Raw genomic sequence first — 23839 nt, 5'->3', positions numbered from 1 at the left:
CGTTACAGCGTATCGACGGACAGTTTTCCGCGCTTATGCATGTTGTTACGTATCAGCACCACCAGCAGGGCGGTGATCGTCGCGCCAACCAGAATGCTGAGCATGTAAGCTCCCAGGTTGGTAACCAGCGGCCATGCCCAGATAGCGGATTCCGGGAACCACTGCACGGCACCGAGCGCTGTTGCCGTCATCGCTCCGGCAATTGCGCCCACCATATAGGCCGGTAGCGTGGCGAGCGGGTTTTCCAGCAGGAAGGGGATTGCCCCTTCACTGATACCCATGAACGCCAGAAACATTGCCGTTTTTCCCTGCGGGTAAAGCTGCGGGCTAAACAGAAGTTTGCCGGTCAGACGATGGTCGATTAACGTCGCCAGCCCCAGACCAATCGGCGGGATAACAATCGCGACGGCGCGGGAGGTGATCGGTAATACGTGATCGGTGGTTAGCCCAAGCCCGACAAATCCCGCCGCTTTGTTGATCGGCCCACCGAGATCAATGGCGGTCGCCGCCGCCATGCCGATGGCGTACATCATCGAGCCAGACTCGCCTGCAGCCAGCAACAGCGTGCGCATGCCTGCGTTCAGCCAGCCGCCAACAGGCGTAATGACGTAATACATCGCCAGCATCACAAACAGCGCGGAGAGAATTGGAATCAGAAAGGTGCTTTTAAACGCCAGCAGATACTGAGGAAGGTTAATTTTGTTGTTCAGCCATTTGACCAGATAGCCTGCCGCAATAGCGATAATCAACGCGCCAATAAAGGTAGAAGGCACAGGTTTGGTGGCAAGCCAGGTGAGTTTTTCCGGGTCGAAATTTAGCACCAGCGTCGGCTGGGTGGAGACCAGCCCGCCGATAAAACCTGCCGGGAAGGCCAGCTTGCCGCCGATAGAGTTGGCGACAAAGGCAGAAAACATCGGGATCGCGAAGCTGAACAGCAGCCCGCCGAAGGATTCCGTCAGGTAACCAAACTTCAGCATCGACAGATTAAAACCTGTGAAGTGGCCGGAGTTCAGCGCATCCAGAATGACGGTGTCCGGCGGGATCTCCAGCCAGACATAGGCGATGAGCTGCGAAATGGCGAGGATCACCCCGCCCATGATCAGCGTAGGTACCATGCGGGAAATTCCCGACATAATGTGCTGTGGAAGTTCTTTCCAGAAGGTATTGCCCGTTGCGGCGGGCGCGGGGGTGAGTGCGAGGGTATCGCCTTCGTGACCGTCCGACCGAACCGCACTGCGTTTTTTAATTGCCATAACCAGGACCCCTGAGGTGGAGGATTATTGTTGTTCTGCAGCAATCATTTCTTCGATTTCTTTCAGGGTTCCCGCCGCGTTTTTAATGGCGTCCTGAAGGGTAATTTCGTACACGTCCCGCGTTTCAAAGCGTTCGTTGTCTTCCGGTGTGATCGCGATGGCGTGAATAATAATGTCCGCCCCGGCGATATCCTGTGGCGTTAAGCGGTTCTGGATGCCATCCGCCCCCTGGGTTTCAATTTTGACTTCGTAGCCTGCTTCTACCGCGGCCTCTTCCAGCGCCTGAGCCGCCATAAAGGTATGTGCCAGGCCCATCGGGCAGGCGCACAACGCAATCAGTTTTTTAGCCATGTGAACATTCTCCTGTAGATGACACCGCGATTATGGCGGGGAGGTTTCCAGGTTGTTTACCGGATAAATGATGCATTAGCTGGAGAGATGAGGCGTGAGATCAGAAGTGTGACGCTTATCGTCATATAAGGGAAAAGGATGAAACGCCGGGTGCGGGTGCCCCCGGCAGAGGATCAGTAGCCGACTTTATCAATGACAAACTGTTTGCCACAGTTGCCAGGGTGCGGCTGGGGCGCAAACGACGCCGATGAGAGCGGTGCGTTGATGGTTGTGGCCTTGAGTGAAAGCTGCAGTTCGGTGAGATACGCCGGGTTATTGTTGCAGGTCAGCTTGACGGCTTTAACGGATTCGTTGCCCCAGCTTTTGGCGACGGCCTCGTCAAAATCGCGGCGAGAAACCGTTTTGCCGTAGTGATCAGCAAGGAAGTTCCCCAGCGCGCTGCTTTTCACCTCCTGATTCATGCGCACCATGGTGCCAAAATAGGCGTCAGGATCGAACCCAAAGCAGACGCCGTGCTTGGCGTATTCATAGCGTTCCAGACAAGACTCTCCGCCCGCGCCCGGCATTACGCCGTTGAGTTTTGCGGCGGCTTCAAAGGAAAGCCCGGTTTCGGCAGCGGCGCATTTACGGCTGGCTCTGGCTTCTGGCATGTTGGGGACGGGGCGAGTGGCGCAGCCAAATCGCATCCAGCGGCGATCGTCCACTCCGCGTGAGGCGATAGATTTGGGCAGGCTCGGCCACAGGCCGTGAACCGTCAGAAAATCCGTTTTGGTTGTGCTCTCTTTTTGCAGGCGGCACTCGTCAGGCTCATTGCGGTTGCGGTCGTGCATGCTCTGGCAAAAACCGGTCTGCCAGGAGAGGGCAAGGACGTAGCGATCAAAATCGGCATATTGAGTGGCCTGAAGCGACGCGGCATGTGCTGAGAAGGCGCACAGGGTAAGGGCGGTTGCACTGAACCGGAGAACGATATCCTTCCTGAACATTTGAATTCCTGATGATTAAAGGGAAATTAATTCCAGGAACTTATTAAAGCACAAAAAGCGCCCGCAGGCGCTTTTTGTGCCCGGCGACGCGGGCTGAGGGTAAGGCAGGCCTGGCTAGCGCAGCGCCGCCAGGCCCATTCTTTTATCCCGCGACCGTACCCGGCACGAGGATTTCTGTTGCGATAATCACAATGACCAGGCCGACCAGCACCGGAACAGAGGTGCGTTTCACCACTTCGAACGGGGAAATTTTGGCCATACCGGCGACCGCAACCACCACGCCGGAAACCGGGGAGATAGTACGGCCCAGGTTGGAGGCCTGCAGCATTGGAATCGAAAGGTAGGCCGGGTTGATTCCGGACGAGTGTGCCAGTTTTGGAATCATCTCGACGAACGCATAGAACGGGGCGTTACCGGAGCCGGTCGTCATGGCGGCCAGCATCGTCAGGACAACCAGCACCAGCATCAGGATAATGCTGGCAGAGCCGAAGGAGGTAGCGATGGAGATCAGGCTCTGAATAAAGCCGATGGTGCTCAGACCCTGGGCGAAAACGCCCGCCGCGACCAGCAGCATCACCACGCCCGCAAAGGCGTCAGCCATCCCGCGATACGCCACTTCCAGGCCGGAGAACACTTTCTGAGTATTAAAGCCGCGTACGAATTCCAGCACCGCCGCCAGCAGCATGCAGATCACCAGAATGGTAATAATGTGCAGCTGTGGGCCCCATTTACCATCGAAAATCAGTACGCCAATGATCGGCGTAAACGGCAGAATGGCGTAGAACGATGGCGCGGTGGTGGTGATTTCACTCACGTCCAGCATCTCGTGGCTGATGTTTTCTTTTTTATCGAGATACTTCTGCCAGAAATAGTGCGCAACTGCCATACCGATAATGGCGGCGATAGAGATCGGCAGGGTAGTTTTAAAGGCGAAATCTATCAGCGGCATTTCGGCGGCTTTTGCAGCTAATACCACGTCACCGGACGTTGGGGAGAGGATAATCGCGGCAGGGGAGGCGCAAATCGCCGCCGCGGCACCGCGGCTGATACCCACGTTCACCATCACCGGGAACAACGTCGCCATCAGCAGAACGCCGAGACCGGTAGCGGAGGAGACCGCCAGCGACATCAGGCACGCCACGAAATAGGCGGCAATCATCAGAATGTAGGGGGAGTTAATATATTGCAGCGGCTTTGAGGCCAGTTTGACAACCATATCATTGGCGCCGATATGGGTCATATACGCGGCGAAACCACACAGCATCATAATCATCATGCCGAGATCGCCACCGCGGCTCATCAGCAGAATTTTAATATATTCCACAATATCGGTGGCGGTATAACCGGTGCTGGTTTCGCTGGCCGGTAACACCTGGTGGCCCATTAGCGCACTAATAATAAGCAGCGTTAAACCGCCGACGAATAATACCCCGGTGGCGGAATAGCCTTTAATGATGTAGCGCGCAACGCCGACAATGACGACCACTCCGATGAGGAGTTCGATAACGGTAAGCATGGTTTCCCCTGTACGTGCGCTCCCCAGAGAGCACGGAAAATCAAAAAAATGAAGTGTTGAAATGTGCCGAATAAATGGGCAGTTCTTGCTGACTAAAATCAATAAAATGACTACTAAAATGGCCATCAACGATATTTTGCCACCACTACGTCATTTGTGTCACCACACTATTGACCGCAGCTATGATTATTATATGTCATTAAAATGATAATTAATTGTTGTGATATTTAGAGGGTTTTATCCGTGAAAGGATTTAGAACGTAAAACTATTTAAAATAGCTTTAATTTCAACACGCGCTGTTCTTATACTCGGCTTCATTTTGCCACCCGACGACGCGAATATGCATGCCAGCTGGAGTTACCGCCTGCGCTTTCTAAAAAAACATCTGCTGATGTTTTTGTTCGCGTTCGGCTGGCTGCTGATTCAGAGCCAGGTCGCGGTTGCGTCCCATGATTGCTCCCTGAGCCCGCGCGGCGAAAGCGCCATGATCCAGCATATGGACATGATGACCACGCCGCTTCATCACGAGCTCAGCAATATTTCGCCTCTGTGTGAAAAACACTGCGTTCCGGATCAGGCGCAAAAAGATCCCGGGCAGACGCAGGTGGTCGCGCTTCCTGCGACCATGACTATCAGCTTAAACACCCCTTCATGCAGCGACGTTTCGCCGTCCGCATGGTCACTCACCCCTCCCGCAGCGGGGCCGCCGGCAACGATCCGTTTTTGCCGGTTCCGGGAATAGCTCTCTGTTAATTCGTTGAATTTATTTTTCTTTTACGATTAACAGGAGTTTTATCATGCGTGCAATTTTTGTCTCTGCGCTTACGGGCGTGCTGTTTTCCCTTATCTCTCTTTCCGTTCAGGCCACCGATCCGTCATCTGCAGCCCAACACTGGCAAGGCCAGGGCGTGGTTCAGGAGATCGCACCACCCCAAATCATCCTCCAGCATCAGGCCATTCCTGAACTGCAGTGGCCCGCGATGACCATGCCGTTTGTGCTGGCGAAAAATGTGGATACCGCTTCGCTGAAGTCCGGCGATCGCGTCACCTTTACGCTCGAACGCGCGGGTGACGGCTTCCAGATTATCTCCCTGACGCCGCTGCGCTAAGGGAGAAGACCATGAAATATCAGACACTGAGCCTGTGGCTCGGTGGGGTGCTGCTCGGCTTTTTAAGCTCAGCGGTTCAGGCCCAGTCCTGGACGCTCGCGCAAACCCTGACCGAAGCCCAGCGCTATTCTGCGGAGCTTTCTGCCAGCCGCAACGAAGCGCAGGCGCTGGATATGATGGCGGATTCCGCTACTCAGCTGCCCGACCCTAAACTCAAATTCGGCATCGAAAACGTGCCGGTGCAGGGGAGTAATGACCAGCGGTTTAGCCGCGAAGGGATGACGATGCAGCGCATTGGCGTCATGCAAAGCTACGTGAGTGCGGAAAAGCGGGAGCGTAAATCGCAAACGTTACAGGCCCAGGCGCGGGGTGTGGAGGCGAAGTCCGAGGCCATTCGCGCCGCGCTCCAGCGTGATACGGCGCAGGCGTGGCTCGATCTTGCGTTATCAAAGCAGGCACTCACAACCGCCAAAAATCTGGTGAGTGAAACCGAGCGTCAGCAGGGCGTGCAAAAGGCCAGCGTCGGCGCAGGAAGTGCATCGCCCGACAGCGTGCTCTCGTTGCAGATGACTCTGAGCGCAATGCGCGACAAAGTGACGCTCGCGAGCCGGGATGTTCAGCTGGCGCAAAGCCGCCTGTTCCAGCTCACCGGGCAAGCTATTACCGATGTGCAAGGCCCGCTGCCGCGCTATCAACGTTTACCTGCCGACGAAAAGACGCTGGAGGAGGCGATTGTGCGGCATCCGGAAGTGGAAGCCGCGCAGCGCGAGTCGGAAACGGCAAAAGCCCGCTCGGCCCAGTCGGCGATAGCGGCGATCCCCGACGTTGATGTGGAGGTGTTCTACGCTCATCGCGCCGAAGGGTATGACGATATGGCGGGCGTGATGTTTACCGTCGATCTGCCGCTGTTCCAGTCGCGCCGACAGGACAAGGACTATGCCGCCGAGGTGTCGCGATCGATGCAGGCCGTGGATCAGCTGACGTTGATTCAGCGCGAGCATGTCGCGCAGGTGCAGTCGCTGGTGGCGCAATATCAGGCCGCGCAGACCCTGTGGCAGCGCCAGCGCGATGATCTTCTGCCGCTCCAGCATCAACGGCTGGCGGTGCTGGCCGCACAGTACCGTTCCGGGCAGTCGGAACTCCCGGCGCTCCTTGAGGCACGTCGCAGCGTGCTCGATACCGAACTGGCTGCCAATCAGGCCGAGCGCGAGATGGCGCGGACCTGGGCGGCAATTCAATGGCTGATCCCGCAGGACATCACACAATGAAAATACTGACGTTAAGCGCAACCGCACTGGCCGTTCTGCTGGCTGCGGGCGGCGGCTATTACGCGGGGCAGCGCACGATGCACACCGCTCCCGACGAGGCAAAACCGGCCGAGCGCAAAGTGCTCTACTGGTACGACCCGATGATGCCGGGCCAGCGTTTCGATAAGCCCGGGAAATCGCCTTTCATGGATATGGATCTGGTGCCGCGTTACGCCGACGAAGAGAAAGCGGCGACGGGCGTGGGGATCAGTGCCGAGCAGCAGCAAAACCTCGGGATGAAAACGGGTAAAGCGCAGAAGCGCGCGCTGGCGCAGCCTTTCTCGGCCTATGCGACGGTCTCGACTAATGAACGCAGCCTGACAATTTATCCGGCACCCGCTGCGGGCGTGATCGCAAAACTCTACGTGCGTGCGCAGCAGCAGCAGGTCAAAGCCGGTGAACCGCTGGCAGAGATCTGGGTTCCCCAGTGGACAACGGCGCAGCAGGAGTATCTGGCCGTACGTCAGCTTGGGGACGCGACGCTCACCCGCGCGGCGCGGGAGCGGCTGGCGCTACAGTTTATGCCGGAAGAGACTATTCGCGCCGTCGAGCGCAGCGGGAAACCGCAAACCCGATTAACCCTGCGCGCCGACCGCGCCGGGTATGTCGTCAAGCTGGACGCGCGGGAAGGGGCGCAGGTGGCGGCCACCGCGCCATTATTTGAGATCGCCGCGCTGGATACGGTCTGGCTGGTTGTGGATTATCCGCAAACCCAGGCGCAATCCCTGACGGTGGGCAGCGAAATGAGTGCCACGTCCGAAAGCTGGCCGGGCGAGCGTTTTCACGGCACCGTCAGCGAACTGCTGCCGCAAATGGAAGCGACCACGCGCACGCTTCAGGCGCGAATCGTACTGGAAAACCCAGGCAATAAACTGAAGCCAGGCATGTTCCTGAATGTTTCTCGCGCAGAGCAAACGCGCGGTGCTGCGGTGCTTGCTGTCCCGGAAGAGGCGGTGATTAACAGCGGTGAATCGCAGCGTGTTTTGCTGGCAACGGGCGATGGCTATTTCCGCCCGGTTAAGGTGACAACGGGAATGACGGCTGAAGGCTGGACCGAAATCACCTCTGGCGTGCAGGAGGGCGATATCGTGGTGACCTCCGGGCAATTCCTGATCGACTCGGAAGCGAGCCTGCGCAGCGCGCTGCCGGAGGTGACGCCATGATTGCCGCCGTCATTCGTGCTTCATTACGCAACCGGCTGCTGGTGATCCTCGCAGCCGCGATCATGGCTGGCTGGGGCTGGTGGGCGGTCCAGCGCGCGCCGCTGGACGCGCTGCCGGATCTCTCGGACGTGCAGGTGATCGTCAAAGCCAGCTATCCAGGCAAAGCGCCGCAGGTCATTGAGGATCAAGTGACCTGGCCGCTCACCACTTCGATGCTCTCCGTGCCGGGGGCCAAAACCGTGCGTGGTTTTTCAATGTTTGGCGATGCCTATGTCTATGTGCTGTTCGAAGATGGCACCGATCTGTACTGGGCGCGTTCAAGGGTGCTGGAGTATCTGAGCCAGGTGCAGTCGCAATTCCCGGCGGGAGTGAAAGTCTCTCTTGGGCCGGATGCGACAGGGGTCGGCTGGATTTATGAATATGCGCTGATCGACCGCACCGGCAAGCACAGCCTCGCCGATTTGCGGGCGCTGCAGGACTGGACCTTAAAGTTTGAGCTTAAAACCGTCCCGAACGTCTCTGAAGTCGCCAGCATCGGCGGTATGGTGCGTCAGTATCAAATAGTGGCCTCGCCCGAAAAAATGCGTGCGCTGAATATCACTCACGGTCAGCTGGTGAGTGCCATTCAGGCGGCGAATAAGGAGAGCGGCGGCGCGCTGCTGGAGATGGGGGAGGCGGAATACATGGTGCGCACCACCGGTTATCTGCGCTCGCTGGATGATTTCCGCAATGTGGTGCTTACGTCGCGTGACGGCAAACCGGTGCTGCTCAGCGATGTCGCGACGGTGGGCTACGGGCCTGAAATCCGTCGTGGAGTAGCGGAACTAAACGGTGAAGGTGAAGTGGCGGGCGGCGTGGTGGTGATGCGCTACGGGCAAAATGCGCTGGAAACTATTCATGCGGTGAAAGATAAACTCCAGGCGCTGCAAAAAACGCTGCCGGAAGGGGTGGAGATTGTGCCGGTTTACGATCGCTCAACGCTGATTGAAGAGTCGGTCAAAACCCTGACCCATAAACTGCTGGAAGAGTTTGCGGTAGTGGTGCTGGTGTGCGCGTTATTCCTCTTTCATTTCCGCTCGGCGCTGGTGGCGATCGTCTCGTTACCCTTAGGGATTCTGGGGGCGTTCGTGGTGATGCACTACCAGGGCATCAACGCCAATATTATGTCGTTGGGTGGGATTGCGATTGCGATTGGCGCGATGGTCGATGCGGCGATTGTGATGATTGAAAACATGCACAAAGTGCTGGAGCAGTGGCGACACGATCATCCGGATCAGGAGCCTACCTCCGGCGATTACTGGCATCTGGCCGAGCGGGCGGCGGTCGAAGTGGGACCGGCGCTGTTTTGCAGCCTGCTGATTATTACGCTGTCGTTCATCCCGGTCTTTTCCCTCGAAGCGCAAGAGGGCCGCATGTTCTCGCCGCTGGCTTTCACCAAAACCTGGTCGATGGCGGTGGCGGCAGGGCTTGGGATCACGCTGGTTCCGGTGCTGATGGGCTATTTCATTCGCGGCAAAATCCCGGATGAAAAGGCCAACCCAATAAACCGCTTTTTGATTCGGCTGTATGAGCCGCTGCTCGATAACGTTCTGCGCTTTCCCAAAACAACCCTGGCGCTGGCGCTGGTGCTTTTACTGGTGACGCTGTGGCCACTCAGTCGGCTGGGCAGCGAGTTTATGCCGCCGCTCAATGAGGGGGATCTGCTGTATATGCCGTCGACGCTGCCGGGCATTTCAGCGCGCGAGGCCAGTCGTCTGGTGCAGCAAACCGATCGGCTGATTAAGAGCGTACCGGAAGTCGCGAGCGTGTTTGGTAAAGCCGGACGAGCGGACACGGCAACGGATCCGGCGCCGCTGACGATGATAGAAACCACGATCCACTTTAAGCCGCGCGACCAGTGGCGGCCTGGCATGACGCCTGAAAAACTGGTGGAGGAGCTGGATAAAACCGTCTCGGTCCCTGGTATTGCCAACGTCTGGGTGCCGCCGATTCGTAACCGTCTGGACATGCTGGCGACGGGGATCAAGAGTCCGGTGGGGATTAAGGTGAACGGCAACAATATTGCCGATATCGAACGCGTCGCCGGGCAGATTGAGTCGATTGTGAAGCAGGTGCCGGGCGTGACGTCTGCGCTGGCAGAACGGTTGGCGGGCGGGCGCTATGTCGATATTCGTATCGACCGGCAAAAAGCGGCGCGCTACGGTGTCTCCGTCGATGAGCTGCAGAGTATGGTCTCGACGCTGGTGGGCGGTGACAACATCGGAGAGGTGATTCAGGGGCGCGAGCGCTATCCCATCAACGTGCGCTATCCCCGCGATCTTAGGGATAACGTCGATAAGCTGCGGGTTCTGCCAGTAGTGACGGCAAATGGCAGCCAGATCGCGCTGGGAGAACTGGCGGATATCCAGGTGACAGAAGGGCCGCCGATGCTGAAAAGCGAGAACGCACGGCTCTCGAACTGGATTTATGTCGACCTGCGCGGGCGGGATTTGAAGTCCGCTGTTGAAGAGATGCAGCAGCGCGTCGCCGAACAGGTCACATTGCCGCAGGGTGTTTCTCTGTCGTGGTCCGGGCAATTTGAATATCTGGAACGCGCCACGGAAAAACTGAAACTGGTGCTTCCGGTGACGTTGATGATTATCTTTATTTTGTTGTGGCTGACGTTTAAGCGGATCGCGGATGTCTTATTAATAATGGGGACTTTACCGTTTGCGCTTATAGGTGGCGTATGGCTGTTGTGGCTGCTGGGATATAATCTTTCCGTCGCGGGTGCTGTCGGATTTATAGCCCTCGCCGGGGTGGCTGCGGAATTCGGCGTTATTATGGTGCTGTATCTCAATCAGGCTCTGGATAAATATCCTGAGGGGGGAAACACGCAACTGATGCGTGCGATTCATGAAGGTGCAGTGCTGCGCGTGCGGCCAAAAGTGATGACGGTTGCCACGATCATGGCGGGATTGCTACCCATCATGTGGGGCGGCGGAAGCGGCTCTGAGGTGATGCAGCGCATTGCGGCACCGATGATCGGCGGTATGGTCACAGCACCCTTATTATCCATGCTGGTTATTCCTGCTTTGTATAAATTGTTACATAAGCGTTAATTAATCTTTGCGCCCCGATTATTTCGGGGCGTTTTGCTGTTATTCGCCAGGAATATTCCCACTTTTGAAAGTAAATAATTCGGATTAAGGGCGATGTTATTCAGTCTTCATTTAATTAATATTTGTTAAAATCGCCCCGAATACGAAAAATGGTAATTTCATTGTGACGATAAGAAATAATATTTTCCTGGTTATGTTGTTTGTTTTTGCTCAGCTCACCTTATCGGCTTCGGCGATGGCAGATGAGAAAACGGCTGATAAAGGGTGGTTCTCAACCTTCACCGACAACGTAGCGCAGACCTGGAACGAACCTGAGCATTATGACCTGTATGTTCCGGCAATCACCTGGCACGCCCGTTTTGCTTACGACAAAGAGAAAACGGATCGTTACAACGAACGCCCGTGGGGGGCCGGTTTTGGTCAATCCCGCTGGGATGATAAAGGCAACTGGCACGGCCTTTACCTGATGGCGTTTAAAGACTCCTATAACAAATGGGAGCCGATTGGTGGTTACGGGTGGGAGAAGACCTGGCGTCCGCTGGCGGATGATAATTTCCACATGGGCCTGGGGTACACGGCGGGCTTTACGGCGCGTGATAACTGGAAATACATCCCGATTCCTGTGCTGCTGCCGCTGGCGTCAATCGGCTACGGCCCGGCCACATTCCAGATGACTTATATTCCGGGTACCTACAACAACGGTAACGTTTACTTCGCCTGGATGCGCTTCCAGTTTTAACTGAAAAAAAACTGTCGATTGGCTGAAAAATGCACGCTTTTTGAATCGCAAAGCACAAACAGCCAGTCGATAAAATTAACGCGACTTTTGTCACTTTTTAACAAAGAACCGCTGGACAAAACGGCCCACAATTGTTGTACTGATACCCGACACAGCATTTGTGTCCATTTTTCATGTAAAGGTAATTTTGATGTCTAAGATTAAAGGTAACGTTAAGTGGTTTAATGAGTCCAAAGGATTCGGTTTCATTACTCCGGAAGATGGCAGCAAAGACGTGTTCGTACACTTCTCTGCAATCCAGACTAATGGTTTCAAAACCCTGGCTGAAGGCCAGCGCGTTGAGTTCGAAATCACTAACGGTGCCAAAGGTCCTTCTGCTGCTAACGTAACTGCTCTGTAATTCGAGCCGTTCAGCAAGAACTCCAAAACCCGCTCATTGAGCGGGTTTTTTTTGTGCTTTTTTTAGAGCTAAAACAGATACATTTTCAGAAAGCTGGCGACGATAAGTACGCTCAGTAACATCATGCCTGCGCTCATCACTTTTTCTTTCATCTCATCACCCCTGGTCGATTTGTCGACAAGCGTGACAGAGAAAAATTAAGCTAACATTAATATGCCAGTGATTAATGCGCGCTGGCGGCAGAAAATAACCAAAATGCGAGCGCGGTCATCGCAAACGAGCCGAGCATGTTGACGGCAATGTTTGTCAGTGCCCAGCCAAAACGCCCGTCCTGGAGCAGAAATACCACTTCAGCCGAGAAGGTGGAAAAGGTCGTTAACCCGCCGCAAAAACCGGTGGTGATCAATAATTTCCACATCGGATCGATGTGAGTCATGCGGTTAAACCACGCTAATCCCATACCAATGATAAACGCGCCGATCAGGTTCGCGGCGAGTGTACCCATCGGAATGGCCTGATGCATGGGGTTAAAGCGCATGCTGAGAAACCATCGCGCAACGCTGCCCGTGCCGCCGCCAATAAACACGGCTAAAAGGAGTTGTAACACTGTCAATTCCTGCTATTGAATGAGTCAAAGTATTGAGTGTATCGCTAAGTGAAGCAGGGGGAAAATATGTATGTTGCGGTTGGACAGTTCGCGGTTAGCCCATTCTGGGAGGAAAACGCCCGACAGTGTGTCTCATTGATGGCACAAGCGGCGCGCCAAGGAGCCGCGCTGCTGGTTCTCCCGGAGGCGCTTCTGGCACGTCATGATCAGGACCCGGACCTTTCGGTAAAGTCGGCGCAGCCCCTGGACGGCGGCTTTTTACAGCTGTTGCTGGATGAGAGCCAGCGCAACCGGCTCACCACGGTGCTGACGGTGCATGTCCCGACGACCGAGGGCAGGGCAGCCAATACCCTGGTCGTACTGCGCGAGGGGAAAATCATCGCGGATTACGCCAAGCTCCATCTCTATGATGCGTTTACTGTTCAGGAATCCCGCCTGGTTGATCCCGGCAGCCAGATCCCACCGCTGATAGACGTCGAGGGCATCAAGCTGGGGCTGATGACCTGCTACGATTTACGCTTCCCGGAGATGGCGCTGAACCTGGCGCTGGCCGGGGCGGAAGTCTTAGTGCTGCCCGCCGCGTGGGTCAGAGGGCCGCTCAAAGAGCATCACTGGGCGACGTTATTAACCGCACGCGCGCTGGACACCACCTGCTACATCGTTGCCGCCGGAGAGTGCGGTAATAAGAATATCGGCCAGAGCCGGATTGTTGATCCCCTGGGCGTGACGATTGCGGCAGCGGGTGAAGCGCCAGGCCTATTTATGGCCGAGATCTCTTCTGAGCGAATCGCTCAGGCGCGGCGGCAATTACCGGTTCTGACCAACCGACGGTTTGCGCCACCGCAATTAATGTGATGTTTTTTTCATCAGAGCTTGATTCACCTTGTTACAGATTGCTATTGTGTGCGCGCGTCGAATGTCCGTTAATAACATCAGGTTTTCTGGCGCTGTTTGCAGCCTGTTTTAAGTGAAGAAGGTATCTATGGGTGAGATTAGTATTACTAAACTGCTGGTGGTTGCGGCGCTGGTCGTCCTGCTGTTTGGTACCAAGAAGTTACGTACTCTGGGCGGAGACCTGGGTACAGCCATTAAAGGCTTCAAAAAAGCGATGAACGATGACGACACCACTGCTAAGAAAACGGCAGAGGGCGACGTCCCGGCTGAGAAGCTGTCGCACAAAGAGTAATGGCACTGTCCTTCCAGTTCTCTGGAAAGAAAAAAACCGGCGTAATAGCCGGTTTTTTTATGGGTGAAGTGTAATAAATTATTACTTCACTTCTTCGCCTTTCGCCTGCATATCCGCATGGTAGGAAGAGCGAACGAATGGACCACAAGCCGCGTGGGTAAAGCCCATCGCCATCGCTTCGGCTTTCATTTCATCGAACTCATCTGGGCTGACGTAGCGCTGTACCGGCAGGTGATGACGGCTAGGCTGCAGATACTGGCCCAGGGTCAGCATCGTCACGCCATGGCGGCGCAGATCGCGCATCACTTCGATAATTTCGGCGTTTGTTTCACCCAGACCGACCATCAAACCAGATTTGGTTGGAATGTGCGGATGCGCTTCTTTAAAGCGTTCCAGCAGCTTCAGTGACCAGTTGTAGTCTGCGCCCGGACGGACCTGACGGTAAACGCGCGGCACGTTTTCTAGGTTGTGGTTGAACACATCCGGTGGCGTGGCGGTGAGAATATCCAGCGCGCGATCCATACGACCACGGAAATCGGGCACCAGCGTTTCAATCTTAATGTTCGGGCTTTTCTCACGGATGGCGGTGATGCAATCTGCAAAGTGCTGCGCACCGCCGTCGCGGAGATCGTCACGGTCAACGGAGGTAATCACCACGTAACGCAATGCCATGTCGGCAATGGTCTGGGCCAGCTTCAGCGGCTCGTTGGCGTCAGGGGCGACCGGGCGACCGTGTGCCACGTCGCAGAACGGGCAGCGACGGGTGCAAATCGCTCCCAGAATCATGAAGGTGGCCGTACCGTGGTTGAAACATTCCGCAAGGTTCGGGCAAGACGCTTCTTCACAGACAGAGTGAAGGCCGTTCTTACGCATCGCCGCTTTGATACCCTGAATGCGTGACGAGTCAGCCGGAAGTTTGATTTTCATCCATTCCGGTTTTCTTAACAGCGCTTCGCGCTCCGTAACCACGTTTTTAACCGGGATAAGGGCCATTTTATCGGCGTCGCGGTACTTAACACCGCGTTCCATCACAATGGGTTTACTCATAGCGTGCGTGTTCCAGTTGCGAAATTCGAGGGAAAGCGTTTCAATTCAAGGGAATGTTGTATTTATCAACTATTTTTGAACGAACGACAGGCAGTATATCATTGATAAGGGCGATAAAGCAGCCTGTGAGGTCGCCAAATTGTAAAATAGTTGTTGTTTTGTGCCCTTTGTCCCCTGCGGGGCAGGGGCTTGCGCTGGAAGGGGCTTTAAAACGCCTGACGGATAATGTTAATCACGTTTTCCAGAACCGGGTCGCGCAGGCTCAGTTTATTGTAATGCAGCGCAATCTCAATAGATTCAGCATTTAGCGGCGCGTAGGGGATCTGTTCCAGTGGCCAGCACTGGCGCAGCAGGGTATAAAGGCGCGAAGGCATAATGGTGATCATGTCGCTGTTGCCCACCAGCGCCGCAATCGTAAACATATTGTAACTGCTGAAGTTCACCAGGCGATCCGGGAACAGTTCGTTAACGCGCTGGTGCAGCTGATTCAGGTTGTGCCCGTCATTCATGAACAGGGCGTACTCATACTCACGCAGATTTTCAGCCGTTGCCGTCTGGCTGAGGGCCGGATGATTTTTGCGACATACCAGCAGCAGCCCGTCGGCATACAGCACGCTGTGGGCCAGCGATCGTGCGCCAAAAGCATTGCTGTCGATAATCAGGTCAGTCTGGAACTGCGCGAGCTGGGTTTCCGTGTCGTTAACCGGAATATTGCGCAGCATCAGCTGCGGGGCTTCACGCTTAACCGCCTGATAGATAATCGGCAAGACCATCGCGCCGACGGAAGGCGATGTGCCTATCGTAATGGTGCGTTGTTTGTCATAGCTGCCAGTGAGATCCAGTGCACCGAGAATCGACTCCAGCCCTTGGCTGATGTACTCGTGAAGGTGCGTGGCGTAAGCGGTAGGGGTGACACCCTGGCCTTTACGAATAAACAGCGGGTCAGGAAATATAGCGCGCAATTTCTGAATTGACTGGCTAATTGCTGAGGGGGTGAGATTAAGAATTTTCGCAGCATTAACGATACCCTTATGGACATATACGGCCTCAAAGATCGTCAATAAATTGAGGTCAATATTACGCAAAGTCCGAAAAACTTGCGGCTTGTCCTGACCGCCTGGCTCATTCAGTCGTTTAGCCGGTAAATTATTATAATCCACGCTGTCACTCCGTATTCATTCACAATATGAATGATAGTTGAATTTATATATTGTGCTTGTAGTGATTGGTAAAGTATTTTGTGGATGTCAATTGTTTAGGGAAATCAACTAACTGTGTAATTTTCAATCAAATGAAGGCCAGTTCGCAAGGTGGTATTCACGTACTGAAATTAAACGCAGCAAAATATGTGAACCTGCTCAAGCGCTTCGAAAATATAGAAACAATGGATTATTGTAAAGCGTAAATGCGGTAAATACGCGAAGGTCCATAAAATAAATGGACCATCATGTATAATATATTAAGCGGGAATATATTCGTGTGGTGGATTGTTTAGCAGCGCTAAAAGATTACTTACCAGCGTCGGGCGAATAATATCTGGGGTGACATTTTCTACCCAATGGTGCATTTGGGTCATTTCCATTCCCGCATAACCACACGGATTGATGCGCAGGAAAGGCGAAAGATCCATATTGATATTGAGCGCAAGGCCGTGGAATGAGCAGCCCTTGCGGATGCGCAACCCGAGCGAACAGATCTTCATCTCCCCGACATACACCCCCGGCGCATCGGCACGCGGATGGGCATCGATGCCGTATTCTGCCAGCGTATCCACTACGGTTTGCTCCAGCAGCGTGACCAGTTCGCGTACCCCGAGTTTGCGGCGTTTCAGATTCAGCAGGACATACATCACTTGCTGACCCGGTCCGTGGTAGGTCACTTGCCCGCCGCGATCGCTTTGAATAACCGGGATATCACCGGGAACCAGCACATGCTCTGCTTTACCTGCCTGCCCCTGAGTGAAAACCGGCAGGTGCTCGACCAGCCAGATCTCATCGGGCGTGTTGTCATCGCGTGAGTCAGTGAAATCATGCATAGCCTGAGAGACAGGCTCATAAGGTTGCAGCCCGAGATGGCGGACAAGAATTTTATCCTGATACAAAACAGCAACTCCGGGGGAGGTAGCGAGAAAAGGGTGTGGGGAGTATATCACAGAGAGGGGAGCGGGTTACCCGGCAAAGCGGGTAACCACGAGGGGACTACAGCACCATACGGACGATTTCGATATTGCCGAGCTCTTCGTACAGGGTTTCGACCTGCTCAATATGCGTGGCAGTAATGGTGATGGAAACCGAGTGGTAGTTGCCCTTGCTGCTTGGTTTTACCGTCGGAGAGTAGTCACCCGGCGCATGGCGCTGTACCACTTCAACCACCTGGTCAACCAGCTCCGGCAACGCCTGACCCATTACTTTGTAAGTAAACGGGGTAGGGAATTCAAGCAGTTCGTTAAGTTTGGTTTTCATGTCAGCTCCGGCATTACATCAAAAAAATAATAACTCCCACGTGAGGGTGGGAGTTATCAGGATACCTAGTATATGGGGATCAAAATCACACTTTCAAGTGTTCAATTTTTATCCAAACCAGTGATGGAACATCAATTTAATGTAATCAATGATTTTGCCGAAGAAATTGCCTTCAGGAATTTCATCCAGCACCACCAGCGGACGCTGATCGATGGTTTTACCGTCGAGCTGGAAGTTGATGGTTCCCACCACCTGGTTCTTCTGTAGCGGCGCGTGAAGTTCGCTGGTGTTCAGCACGTAGCTGGCTTTCAGGTCTTTCATGCGACCACGAGGAATGGTCAGGTACAGATCTTTATCTACGCCCAGGGATGCGCGGTCGTTGTCGCCAAACCACACTGGCTCTGACGCAAATTCTTTACCGGCTTTCAGCGGATTCACGGTTTCGAAGAAACGGAAGCCCCAGGTCAGCAGTTTTTTACTTTCCGTCTCACGGCCTTTAAAGGTACGACCGCCCATCACCGCAGAGATCAGACGCATCTGGCCTTCAGTCGCGGAGGCCACCAGGTTGTAGCCCGCTTTATCCGTATGACCGGTTTTGATGCCGTCGACGTTCAGGCTGTTATCCCACAGCAGACCGTTACGGTTGGTCTGGCGGATACCGTTAAAGGTGAACTCTTTTTCTTTATAGATGGTGTATTCGTTCGGCACGTCACGAATCAGCGCCTGGCCAATCAGCGCCATATCACGTGCGGAGCTGTACTGACCGTCTGCGTCCAGGCCGTGTACGGTCTGGAAGTGGCTGTTTTTCAGGCCCAGCGCGGAAACGTAGCTGTTCATCAGGCCAACAAAGGCGTCCTGGCTACCGGCGGCGAAATCGGCCATGGCCACACAGGCGTCGTTACCGGACTGCAGGTTAATGCCACGGATCAGCTGAGAAACGGGCACCTGCATCCCTGGTTTCAGGAACATCAGGGAAGAGCCTTTAAACACCGGGTTACCGGTCGCCCAGGCATCGTTACCCACGGTGACCAGGTCAGTCTCTTTGAATTTACCCGCTTTCATCGCCTGGCCGATGACGTAGCTGGTCATCATTTTGGTCAGGCTCGCAGGGTCACGGCGCGAATCAGCGTTCTGTTCTGCCAGCACTTTGCCGGAGTTGTAGTCGATCAGGATGTAGGATTCCGCGTCAATTTGCGGAACGCCAGGGATCATGGTCTTGATATTCAGGTCATCGGCGTGAGCGGCTGAGAGAGCGGCTGCGCAAAGGGCCGTGGTCAGCGCCATGCGCTGCAAGAATCGAGCGGAGAGAGTGGTCTTCATGGTCAGAACTACGACATCCGTGATGGAATTAAAAAAAGTGCCTTACTATAGCAAATGCTATACAGGCAGGCATCCGACTTTCAGCATGAGATTGTGAACGTTGGTTACACAAACTGACAATTCGGATACCGCCGATTCATTACTTCGCAACAGCGATAAACGACTGTAACTGCGCTTCGTTTTGCAGACGCTGCTGCAACGACGCGGCCTGCGATTTGCTGGCAAACGGCCCCATCTGGATACGCCAGACGGCACCGTTTTGCTCAACGCGACCAGGTACGCCAAATTTCTGGCTCAGCTGCTGCTGATACTGCTGCGCACGCGCTTGCTCGCTTACCGCACCGACCTGAACCACAAAATTGCCGCTGGCAGAGGTCGCCGCTGGCGGCGTCACCGCGGCAGGCGCGGTCACCGGCGCTGGCTGAGTGACAGGTGTGGCCGCAACGGGGGCTGGTGTTGGTTCACTGCCTTCCAGCACGCCGGAGGCCAGCGGTGTCGCTGCGCCCAGGAAACCGCTGCTGCTCACCGGCGCACCGGTGGAGTCGTCACTTTTCAGCGTATCGTTGCTGATGGCGCGCACATTGTCCGGTGGCGTGGTGTCTTGCGGCAGGGAAGAGGCGCTCCCCATTCCTCCGTTCAAATCCGGACGAGCGGGCAGGGCATAGGTCTGTTTGGCGACGGTCGTACACACGGTTCCAGGGCCAGACAGCGTTCCGTCCTGGGCCACGATAATCGGATCGATGCGGACTTTAGTATTGTTGGAGGTATTCAGACGATCGGCAGCCGCGCGGGAGAGCGAAATCACGCGATCGTTACCGTAAGGGCCACGATCGTTAATACGCACCACAATCATGCGGCCATTCGCCAGGTTGGTGACGCGGACATAGCTTGGGATAGGCAGCGTCGGGTGTGCGGCTGTGATTTGCGCCGGGTCGAAGGTCTCGCCAGAGGCAGTCAGGTTGCTGCCTGGCTCTGCGTCATAGATGGCGGCAAAACCGGCCTGACTGAAACGGGACGGGTCCTGAACGATCTTATAGCTTTTGCCGTCGCGTTCGTAATTCTGATTGGCGCCCGCGTTCAGCGGCTCATAAATCGGGTCCGCGCCACTGATTTCAACAACCGGACCGTTACAGACCGCAGGCTGCGGCGGCGCGATGGTTGCCTGTTGCTGACCATCATCACTTGAACAAGCTGCAAGTAAACTTGCTGCGATGCAGATACCCAGCCACTGCTTACGCATGGCGATCCCCTTATTTTTATACGCTTTTGGACAACATTTTTCTGTGGGTATGGATAGACATCACTATCCCAAACCCGGCCATCAACACGATCAGTGCCGAGCCTCCGTAACTCACCAGCGGTAATGGCACGCCTACAACCGGCAGAATCCCACTCACCATACCAATATTTACGAAGACATAAACGAATAAAATCAGCATCAAACCGCCTGCCATGACGCGACCGAAGGTGGTCTGCGCGCGCGCGGCAATCCACAGTCCACGCATGATCAGCAGGAGGTACAGGGCCAGCAAAATCAAAATACCGACCAGGCCAAGCTCTTCCGCCAGAACGGCAAAAATAAAGTCCGTATGGCGTTCCGGCAAGAACTCCAGCTGTGACTGTGTTCCGTGCAGCCAGCCTTTACCGCGCAAACCACCCGAGCCAATTGCAATCTTAGACTGAATAATATGATAGCCCGCGCCCAGCGGATCGGTTTCCGGATCGAGCAACATCATGACGCGCTGACGTTGATAGTCATGCATCAGGAAGAACCAGAGTATCGGGATAAAGGCGGCCACCAGCACCACCGCGATACCGATTAATCGCCAGCTCAGGCCGGACAGGAACAGCACGAACAGGCCGGACAGCGCCACCAGAATCGACGTTCCCAGATCGGGCTGCGCCGCAACCAGCAGGGTCGGGAGGAAGATCAGCACCAGCGCAATGGCGGTATTTTTCAGCGACGGCGGACAGACGTCACGGTTGATAAAGCGTGCGACCATCAGCGGAACGGCGATTTTCGCAATCTCGGAGGGCTGGAAACGCACAATCCCGAGATCGAGCCAGCGCTGCGCACCTTTCGAAATCGCCCCGAATGCATCCACGGCGATCAGCAAAATAATACAGATAAAATAGAGGTAGGGCGCCCAGCCTTCATAGACGCGCGGCGGGATTTGCGCCATCACCACCATGATCACCAGCCCCATCGCGATCTGGCCAATCTTGCGCTCCATCATGCCAATATCCTGGCCGCTGGCGCTCCAGATAACGAGGGCGCTGTAGGTCAGCAATGCCAGCAGGATCAGCAGCATGGCCGGGTCGATGTGGATTTTGTCCCACAGCGATTTCTTATTTGGATTATCCGTCATGATTATTGGTCCTCCGCCGCAGAGGCGGCTGGGGTTTCAGCCGGCAGGTCGGTGTTGTTGTCGCCCAGCATAATGTGGTCGAGGATCTGGCGCATAATCGTACCTACCGCCGGACCAGCGCCGCCGTTTTCGAGAATAATCGCTACCGCCACCTGAGGCTTATCATAAGGCGCAAATGCGGTCATGAGTTTATGGTCACGCAGACGTTCAGCGATTTTATGCGCATTATAGGTTTCGTTGGCTTTCAGGCCGAAGACCTGTGCGGTACCGGATTTCGCCGCCACTTTATACGGTGCGCCCGCAAAATACTTATGGGCGGTGCCGTTTGGACGGTTGGCGACGCCGTACATCCCGTCTTTGGCGATTTCCCAGAAGCCGGAGTGGATATCACCCACCGGTGCTTCATGGGGCTGCGACCATGGAACCTGTTTGCCATCTTCGACGGTGCTCATCAGCAGGTGCGGTACTTTCACCACGCCGTCGTTGATGAGGATCATCATGGCTTTGTTCATCTGGATTGGCGTAGCTGTCCAGTAACCCTGGCCGATACCGACCGGAATGGTGTCGCCCTGATACCACGGCTTTTTAAAGCGTTTCAGCTTCCACTCGCGCGTTGGCATGTTGCCTGAGCGCTCTTCCGAGAGATCCACGCCCGTGTAGTGGCCGTAGCCAAATTTGCTCATCCACTCCGAGAGGCGGTCAATCCCCATGTCGTAGGCGACCTGATAGAAGAAGGTATCCGCCGACTCTTCCAGTGATTTGGTGACATTCAGGTGGCCGTGGCCCCATTTTTTCCAGTCACGATAGCGTTTTTCTGAGCCGGGCAGTTGCCACCAGCCGGGGTCAAACAGGCTGGTATTGCGGTTGATAACGCCGGCGCTCAGGGCGGAGACGGCGACATACGGTTTGACCGTAGATGCGGGCGGATAGACGCCCTGGGTGGCGCGGTTCACCAGCGGAGTGTTCGGATCGTTCAACAGACCGGAATAGTCTTTGCTGGAGATGCCATCGACGAACAGGTTCGGATCGTAGCTTGGCATAGATACCAGCGCCAGAATGCCGCCGGTACGCGGATCGGTGACCACCACTGCCGCACGGCTGCCTGCCAGCAGGGTTTCGATATACTGCTGGAGCTTAAGATCCAGCGTCAGATAGACGTCGTGACCGGCTTGCGGCGGCACCTCTTTTAGCTGGCGGATCACGCGGCCACGGTTGTTCACTTCAACCTCTTCATAGCCCGTTTGTCCATGCAGCACGTCTTCGTAGAAGCGCTCAATGCCAAGCTTACCGATATCATGGGTAGCGGCGTAGTTTGCCAGTTTGCCGTCTTTGTCGAGACGATCGACGTCTTTATCGTTAATTTTGGAAACGTAGCCGATGACGTGAGTCAGCGCGGAGCCGTAAGGGTAGAATCGACGCTTATAGCCTTTGACCTCAACACCAGGGAAGCGGTACTGGTTCACCGCAAAGCGGGCGACCTGGACTTCCGTCAGATTGGTTTTCACGGCGATGGAGGTAAAGCGGTGCGAACGCGAACGCTCTTTCTTGAAGGCGGCGATATCGTCATCCGTGAGATCGACCACGCCTTTCAGCGCATCCAGCGTGTCCTGCACGTTATCGACTTTTTCCGGCATCATCTCGATTTGGTAGATGGTGCGGTTTAACGCCAGCGGCGTGCCGTTACGGTCGTAGATAATGCCGCGGCTCGGTGCGATGGGCACCAGCTTGATGCGGTTTTCGTTGGAGCGCGTTTGATAATCGGTGAAGCGGACGATTTGCAGATTGTAGAGGTTGGCGACGAGTACGCCAGACAGCAGCAAAATCCCGGTAAAAGCGACCAGCGCCCGGCGCACAAACAGCGCGGACTCAGCCGAATAGTCGCGAAAAGAATTCTGTAGTTTCATCCGCTGCTTAATTTGCCCTGGTCAATCATTACTCACGGTGATAAGGGTGGTTGGTAGTAATGCTCCACGCGCGATAGAGGCTTTCTGCGACCAGCACCCGAACAAGCGGGTGGGGCAGCGTCAGCGCGGAGAGGGACCAACTTTGTTCTGCGGCCGCTTTGCAGGCGGGGGACAACCCTTCCGGACCACCAATCAACAGACTGACGTCGCGGCCATCCTGCTTCCAGCGCTCTAATTCGTGCGCCAGCTGCGGCGTATCCCAGGGTTTGCCTGGGATATCGAGGGTTACAATGCGGTTCTTGCCAGCCGCTGCCAGCATTAACTCACCCTCTTTTTCGAGAATACGTTTGATATCCGCGTTCTTACCGCGCTTTCCTGCTGGGATCTCCACCAGTTCGAACGGCATGTCTTTGGGAAAACGGCGCAGATATTCAGTAAAACCCGTCTGTACCCAGTCCGGCATTTTCGTGCCGACGGCTACCAGTTGCAACTTCACGCATTAACCCCAGAGTTTTTCCAGCTCATACAGACGACGGCTCTCTTCCTGCATGACGTGGACGATCACATCGCCAAGGTCCACAACAACCCAGTCAGCAATGGCTTCGCCTTCTACGCCCAGCGGCATCAGGCCAGCTGCACGCGATTCCTGAACCACATGATCGGCAATAGAAGCAACATGACGTGTGGATGTGCCGGTGCAAATGATCATGCAGTCGGTGATACTGGATTTACCTTGAACGTCGATAGTGATGATGTCCTGACCTTTCAGGTCATCAATTTTGTCGATAACAAAATCCTGGAGTTCTTTACCCTGCAAGTTTTCCCCCTGGTGAGTGAAGTTGAGCAACGATTAAATGGATAGCCTGGCAGTATACCTTAACTGGCGGCTGTGTCGGGACAAATGTCACCTGACGGACTTTTAAAGGCGGGTATCATCCCATCCCCGGCCTGACAATGCATCGCCATTTTTGTAAAACAATTTCTATTTGGCAACGACTGGCAGGAAGTCAGGTTGCGGAGG

24 protein-coding genes are annotated in these 23839 nt (G+C 55.0%); 9 read left to right on the top strand and 15 right to left on the bottom strand.

Annotated elements, in window-relative coordinates:
* Window positions 1-2: 2 nt before the first annotated feature.
* From F153LOC_RS05285 to dcuC, 4 genes are all read right to left on the bottom strand, one after another.
* On the bottom strand, window positions 3-1253 hold the full coding sequence (locus F153LOC_RS05285) for a PTS fructose transporter subunit IIC (protein WP_102104188.1): 1251 nt from the start codon (window positions 1251-1253) through the stop codon (window positions 3-5).
* Window positions 1254-1277: 24 nt separating this feature from the next.
* On the bottom strand, window positions 1278-1604 hold the full coding sequence (locus F153LOC_RS05280; protein WP_102104187.1) for a PTS fructose transporter subunit IIB: 327 nt from the start codon (window positions 1602-1604) through the stop codon (window positions 1278-1280).
* Window positions 1605-1777: 173 nt separating this feature from the next.
* Window positions 1778-2587: a ribonuclease I gene (gene rna / locus F153LOC_RS05275; protein WP_102104186.1), complete on the bottom strand. Its 810-nt coding sequence runs from the start codon at window positions 2585-2587 to the stop codon at window positions 1778-1780.
* 142 nt (window positions 2588-2729) lie between these two features.
* On the bottom strand, window positions 2730-4103 hold the full coding sequence (dcuC, locus tag F153LOC_RS05270) for an anaerobic C4-dicarboxylate transporter DcuC (protein ID WP_102104185.1): 1374 nt from the start codon (window positions 4101-4103) through the stop codon (window positions 2730-2732).
* A 341-nt stretch (window positions 4104-4444) separates the two neighbouring features.
* On the opposite strand from dcuC, the gene F153LOC_RS05265 reads away from it, so the two are divergent.
* The 7 genes from F153LOC_RS05265 (at window position 4445) to cspE (ending at window position 11923) form a co-directional block, all read left to right on the top strand.
* On the top strand, window positions 4445-4846 hold the full coding sequence (locus F153LOC_RS05265; RefSeq protein WP_102104184.1) for a hypothetical protein: 402 nt from the start codon (window positions 4445-4447) through the stop codon (window positions 4844-4846).
* Between the two features lie 55 nt (window positions 4847-4901).
* On the top strand, window positions 4902-5213 hold the full coding sequence (locus F153LOC_RS05260; protein WP_102104183.1) for a copper-binding protein: 312 nt from the start codon (window positions 4902-4904) through the stop codon (window positions 5211-5213).
* An 11-nt stretch (window positions 5214-5224) separates the two neighbouring features.
* The gene (locus F153LOC_RS05255) at window positions 5225-6481 is read left to right on the top strand and encodes a TolC family protein (protein ID WP_102104182.1); all 1257 of its coding nucleotides are present in this window, start codon (window positions 5225-5227) and stop codon (window positions 6479-6481) included.
* The gene (locus tag F153LOC_RS05250) at window positions 6478-7683 is read left to right on the top strand and encodes an efflux RND transporter periplasmic adaptor subunit (protein ID WP_102104181.1); all 1206 of its coding nucleotides are present in this window, start codon (window positions 6478-6480) and stop codon (window positions 7681-7683) included. Before F153LOC_RS05255 ends, F153LOC_RS05250 begins: the two co-directional genes overlap by 4 nt.
* Window positions 7680-10784, top strand: a complete 3105-nt coding sequence (locus tag F153LOC_RS05245; RefSeq protein ID WP_102104180.1) for an efflux RND transporter permease subunit — start codon at window positions 7680-7682, stop codon at window positions 10782-10784. Before F153LOC_RS05250 ends, F153LOC_RS05245 begins: the two co-directional genes overlap by 4 nt.
* Window positions 10785-10977: 193 nt before the next feature.
* Window positions 10978-11523, top strand: coding sequence for a lipid IV(A) palmitoyltransferase PagP (gene pagP, locus F153LOC_RS05240; protein ID WP_102104179.1), 546 nt, complete (start codon window positions 10978-10980; stop codon window positions 11521-11523).
* A 190-nt stretch (window positions 11524-11713) separates the two neighbouring features.
* Complete coding sequence (gene cspE, locus F153LOC_RS05235) at window positions 11714-11923, top strand: transcription antiterminator/RNA stability regulator CspE (RefSeq protein WP_000034826.1); 210 nt, start codon at window positions 11714-11716, stop codon at window positions 11921-11923.
* A 223-nt stretch (window positions 11924-12146) separates the two neighbouring features.
* Here the strand turns inward: cspE and crcB are convergent, their stop codons facing one another.
* The gene (crcB, locus tag F153LOC_RS05230) at window positions 12147-12530 is read right to left on the bottom strand and encodes a fluoride efflux transporter CrcB (RefSeq protein ID WP_102104178.1); all 384 of its coding nucleotides are present in this window, start codon (window positions 12528-12530) and stop codon (window positions 12147-12149) included.
* Between the two features lie 66 nt (window positions 12531-12596).
* On the opposite strand from crcB, the gene F153LOC_RS05225 reads away from it, so the two are divergent.
* Both F153LOC_RS05225 and tatE read left to right on the top strand, forming a co-directional pair.
* A complete protein-coding gene (locus F153LOC_RS05225) occupies window positions 12597-13385 on the top strand; it encodes a deaminated glutathione amidase (protein ID WP_102104177.1) in 789 nt (262 codons plus the stop codon).
* 127 nt (window positions 13386-13512) lie between these two features.
* On the top strand, window positions 13513-13716 hold the full coding sequence (gene tatE / locus F153LOC_RS05220) for a twin-arginine translocase subunit TatE (RefSeq protein ID WP_100777233.1): 204 nt from the start codon (window positions 13513-13515) through the stop codon (window positions 13714-13716).
* Between the two features lie 81 nt (window positions 13717-13797).
* Here tatE and lipA read toward each other — a convergent pair whose 3' ends face one another.
* The 10 genes from lipA to rsfS all read right to left on the bottom strand — a co-directional run bounded on the left by lipA (window position 13798) and on the right by rsfS (window position 23635).
* A complete protein-coding gene (lipA, locus tag F153LOC_RS05215) occupies window positions 13798-14763 on the bottom strand; it encodes a lipoyl synthase (RefSeq protein ID WP_102104176.1) in 966 nt (321 codons plus the stop codon).
* 206 nt (window positions 14764-14969) lie between these two features.
* Complete coding sequence (locus tag F153LOC_RS05210; RefSeq protein ID WP_102104175.1) at window positions 14970-15923, bottom strand: YbeF family transcriptional regulator; 954 nt, start codon at window positions 15921-15923, stop codon at window positions 14970-14972.
* A gap of 299 nt (window positions 15924-16222) precedes the next feature.
* A complete protein-coding gene (gene lipB, locus F153LOC_RS05205; RefSeq protein ID WP_102104174.1) occupies window positions 16223-16864 on the bottom strand; it encodes a lipoyl(octanoyl) transferase LipB in 642 nt (213 codons plus the stop codon).
* Window positions 16865-16961: 97 nt separating this feature from the next.
* Complete coding sequence (ybeD, locus tag F153LOC_RS05200) at window positions 16962-17225, bottom strand: DUF493 family protein YbeD (protein WP_095281214.1); 264 nt, start codon at window positions 17223-17225, stop codon at window positions 16962-16964.
* Between the two features lie 108 nt (window positions 17226-17333).
* A complete protein-coding gene (gene dacA, locus F153LOC_RS05195; RefSeq protein ID WP_095281215.1) occupies window positions 17334-18545 on the bottom strand; it encodes a D-alanyl-D-alanine carboxypeptidase DacA in 1212 nt (403 codons plus the stop codon).
* 139 nt (window positions 18546-18684) lie between these two features.
* On the bottom strand, window positions 18685-19785 hold the full coding sequence (gene rlpA / locus F153LOC_RS05190; RefSeq protein ID WP_102104173.1) for an endolytic peptidoglycan transglycosylase RlpA: 1101 nt from the start codon (window positions 19783-19785) through the stop codon (window positions 18685-18687).
* A gap of 16 nt (window positions 19786-19801) precedes the next feature.
* Window positions 19802-20914, bottom strand: a complete 1113-nt coding sequence (mrdB, locus tag F153LOC_RS05185; protein ID WP_100777228.1) for a peptidoglycan glycosyltransferase MrdB — start codon at window positions 20912-20914, stop codon at window positions 19802-19804.
* Between the two features lie 2 nt (window positions 20915-20916).
* On the bottom strand, window positions 20917-22818 hold the full coding sequence (mrdA, locus tag F153LOC_RS05180) for a peptidoglycan DD-transpeptidase MrdA (protein WP_100777227.1): 1902 nt from the start codon (window positions 22816-22818) through the stop codon (window positions 20917-20919).
* A 28-nt stretch (window positions 22819-22846) separates the two neighbouring features.
* Window positions 22847-23314 carry a 23S rRNA (pseudouridine(1915)-N(3))-methyltransferase RlmH gene (gene rlmH, locus F153LOC_RS05175; protein ID WP_014069327.1) on the bottom strand — a complete coding sequence of 156 codons (468 nt, stop codon included), beginning with the start codon at window positions 23312-23314 and terminating at the stop codon, window positions 22847-22849.
* Window positions 23315-23317: 3 nt separating this feature from the next.
* Window positions 23318-23635 (bottom strand): ribosome silencing factor, encoded by a 318-nt coding sequence (gene rsfS, locus F153LOC_RS05170; RefSeq protein ID WP_100777226.1) that lies wholly within the window; start codon window positions 23633-23635, stop codon window positions 23318-23320.
* Window positions 23636-23839: the final 204 nt, after the last annotated feature.

The organism is Lelliottia sp. F153, from assembly GCF_002870005.1.
GTDB classification, from domain to species: Bacteria; Pseudomonadota; Gammaproteobacteria; order Enterobacterales; family Enterobacteriaceae; genus Enterobacter; species Enterobacter nimipressuralis.
Note: the sequence above shows the minus strand (reverse complement) of the source record. Positions and strands in the feature narration are given on the sequence as shown.

Coding starts and splice junctions, on each gene's coding strand:
- lipA (WP_102104176.1), bottom strand. CDS start 14,763: ATGAGTAAACCCATTGTGATGGAACGCGGTGTTAAGTACCGCGACGCC.
- tatE (WP_100777233.1), top strand. CDS start 13,513: ATGGGTGAGATTAGTATTACTAAACTGCTGGTGGTTGCGGCGCTGGTC.
- F153LOC_RS05255 (WP_102104182.1), top strand. CDS start 5,225: ATGAAATATCAGACACTGAGCCTGTGGCTCGGTGGGGTGCTGCTCGGC.
- F153LOC_RS05260 (WP_102104183.1), top strand. CDS start 4,902: ATGCGTGCAATTTTTGTCTCTGCGCTTACGGGCGTGCTGTTTTCCCTT.
- F153LOC_RS05285 (WP_102104188.1), bottom strand. CDS start 1,253: ATGGCAATTAAAAAACGCAGTGCGGTTCGGTCGGACGGTCACGAAGGC.
- F153LOC_RS05265 (WP_102104184.1), top strand. CDS start 4,445: ATGCATGCCAGCTGGAGTTACCGCCTGCGCTTTCTAAAAAAACATCTG.
- rlpA (WP_102104173.1), bottom strand. CDS start 19,785: ATGCGTAAGCAGTGGCTGGGTATCTGCATCGCAGCAAGTTTACTTGCA.
- F153LOC_RS05225 (WP_102104177.1), top strand. CDS start 12,597: ATGTATGTTGCGGTTGGACAGTTCGCGGTTAGCCCATTCTGGGAGGAA.
- ybeD (WP_095281214.1), bottom strand. CDS start 17,225: ATGAAAACCAAACTTAACGAACTGCTTGAATTCCCTACCCCGTTTACT.
- F153LOC_RS05250 (WP_102104181.1), top strand. CDS start 6,478: ATGAAAATACTGACGTTAAGCGCAACCGCACTGGCCGTTCTGCTGGCT.
- pagP (WP_102104179.1), top strand. CDS start 10,978: ATGTTGTTTGTTTTTGCTCAGCTCACCTTATCGGCTTCGGCGATGGCA.
- dacA (WP_095281215.1), bottom strand. CDS start 18,545: ATGAAGACCACTCTCTCCGCTCGATTCTTGCAGCGCATGGCGCTGACC.
- F153LOC_RS05245 (WP_102104180.1), top strand. CDS start 7,680: ATGATTGCCGCCGTCATTCGTGCTTCATTACGCAACCGGCTGCTGGTG.
- cspE (WP_000034826.1), top strand. CDS start 11,714: ATGTCTAAGATTAAAGGTAACGTTAAGTGGTTTAATGAGTCCAAAGGA.
- F153LOC_RS05280 (WP_102104187.1), bottom strand. CDS start 1,604: ATGGCTAAAAAACTGATTGCGTTGTGCGCCTGCCCGATGGGCCTGGCA.
- dcuC (WP_102104185.1), bottom strand. CDS start 4,103: ATGCTTACCGTTATCGAACTCCTCATCGGAGTGGTCGTCATTGTCGGC.
- mrdA (WP_100777227.1), bottom strand. CDS start 22,818: ATGAAACTACAGAATTCTTTTCGCGACTATTCGGCTGAGTCCGCGCTG.
- rna (WP_102104186.1), bottom strand. CDS start 2,587: ATGTTCAGGAAGGATATCGTTCTCCGGTTCAGTGCAACCGCCCTTACC.
- mrdB (WP_100777228.1), bottom strand. CDS start 20,914: ATGACGGATAATCCAAATAAGAAATCGCTGTGGGACAAAATCCACATC.